The sequence below is a fragment of the Frankia sp. CcWB2 genome (assembly GCF_977927585.1).
Genome location: NZ_CDWRCM010000217.1, coordinates 5,688 through 7,446, shown reverse-complemented (window position 1 = coordinate 7,446; position 1,759 = coordinate 5,688). Strand labels below are relative to the sequence as shown.

At 70.6% G+C, this 1,759-nt stretch carries 2 protein-coding genes; both read left to right on the top strand.

Annotated elements, in window-relative coordinates:
* Positions 1-662 (top strand): sugar phosphate nucleotidyltransferase (locus ACY45C_RS18575; RefSeq protein ID WP_462188845.1); only part of this gene is annotated, 662 nt, incomplete at its 5' end.
* A gap of 20 nt (positions 663-682) precedes the next feature.
* The coding region (locus ACY45C_RS18570; protein ID WP_462188844.1) for a DUF4910 domain-containing protein at positions 683-1,759 on the top strand (1,077 nt) is incomplete at its 3' end.

Genomic DNA, 1,759 nt, shown 5'->3' with positions numbered 1-1,759 from the left:
ACGAGCACTACGGCTTCCGTAAGTTCGTGCTCTGCCTCGGCTACAAGAGCGATCTGATCAAGAACTACTTCCTCGCCTACCGTGCGCAGGTCGCCGACTTCACCCTCACGCTCTCCGACGACCACACCCCCCAGTTCCACAACACCGTGGGCGACGAGGCGTGGGAGGTGACCTTCGCCGAGACGGGCCTACTCACCGGAACCGGAGCCCGGCTGCGCCGGGTCGCCCAGTACCTGACCGGCCCGCGGTTCATGCTGACCTACGGCGACGGAGTCGGTGCCGTCGATATCGGCGCGGTGCTCGCCGACCACCTGGCGTCGGGGCGGATCGGGACGGTCACCGGCGTCCGGCCGTCGAGTCGCTACGGCGAGCTGACCACGGACGGCAACGCCGTCACCCTCTTCGCCGAGAAGCCGCCGCAGACCGGCTGGGTGAGCGGGGGATATTTCGTCTTCGAGCGCGAGTTCATCGACAAGTACCTCGACGACGACCCGGCACTGCTGCTGGAGCGTCACCCGCTGCAGCAGCTGGCCCGGGACGGTCAGCTGACCCTGCACACCCACGACGGATTCTGGATGGGTATGGACACGTTCCGCGACTGGACCGAGCTGAACCAGCTCTGGGATTCCGGTGCCGCGCCTTGGCGTGTCTGGGCCGGCTGAGGTTCCGGACGGGTCCAGCGATGAGCGATTCCTCCCGCGGCTCCGGCAGTCCCGAGCCGAACGGTTCCCCCCTGAGCGGTTCCGACCCCGGCGGCGCAAGCGAGTACGCGGCGACGGCAGGCGCCGACCCGGGTACGTGGCTGCACGACCTGGTCGCCACCCTGCTGCCCCCCGCGCGCAGTATCACCGGGGACGGTGTCCGCACGACGCTCGCCACCGTCGCGCGGGCGCTCGGCCCGGAGCCCGCGCTCACGGTGCACGAGGTCCCCAGCGGGACACCGGTCCTGGACTGGACCGTGCCCCGGGAATGGAACGTCACCTCGGCCCGGTTGACCGGCCCGGACGGCAAGACCATCGTCGACGCCGCTGACAACCCGCTGCACCTGCTGGGGTACAGCACACCGGTCCGCGCCCGGCTGTCCCTCGACGAGCTGCGCCCGCACCTGTTCTCGATGCCGGACCGCCCGGACTGGGTGCCCTACCGGACCTCCTACTACACCGAGAACTGGGGCTTCTGCCTGACCGACCGGCAGCTCGCCGCGCTGCCCGACGGCGAGTACGGCGTGGAGATCGACACCACCCTCACCGCGGGGTCGCTGACCTACGGCGAGATCATGCTGCCCGGGACCACGGACGACGAGTTCCTCATCACGACCCACACCTGCCACCCGGCGATGGCGAACGACAACTGCTCGGGCATCGCCACGGCCACCCTGCTGGCCCGCACCCTGGCCAGGCTGCCCCGCCGGCACACCTTCCGGCTGCTGTTCATCCCCGGCACGATCGGATCGATCACCTGGCTCGCGCGCAACCGCGACACCGTCGGGCGCATTCGGCACGGGCTGGTGCTGACCGGCCTGGGTGACCGTTCCGACCCGACCTACAAGCGCAGCCGGCGGGGTGACGCCGTCGTCGACCGGGCCGCGGCCGCGGCGCTCGCCGAGACCGGGCGGCCGCACCGGGCCATCGACTTCTCCCCCTACGGCTACGACGAACGGCAGTTCTGCTCCCCCGGCTTCGACCTGCCCGTCGGCCGGTTCGGGCGCGGCCAGCACGGCGACTATCCGCAGTACCACACGTCCGCGGACGACCTCGAC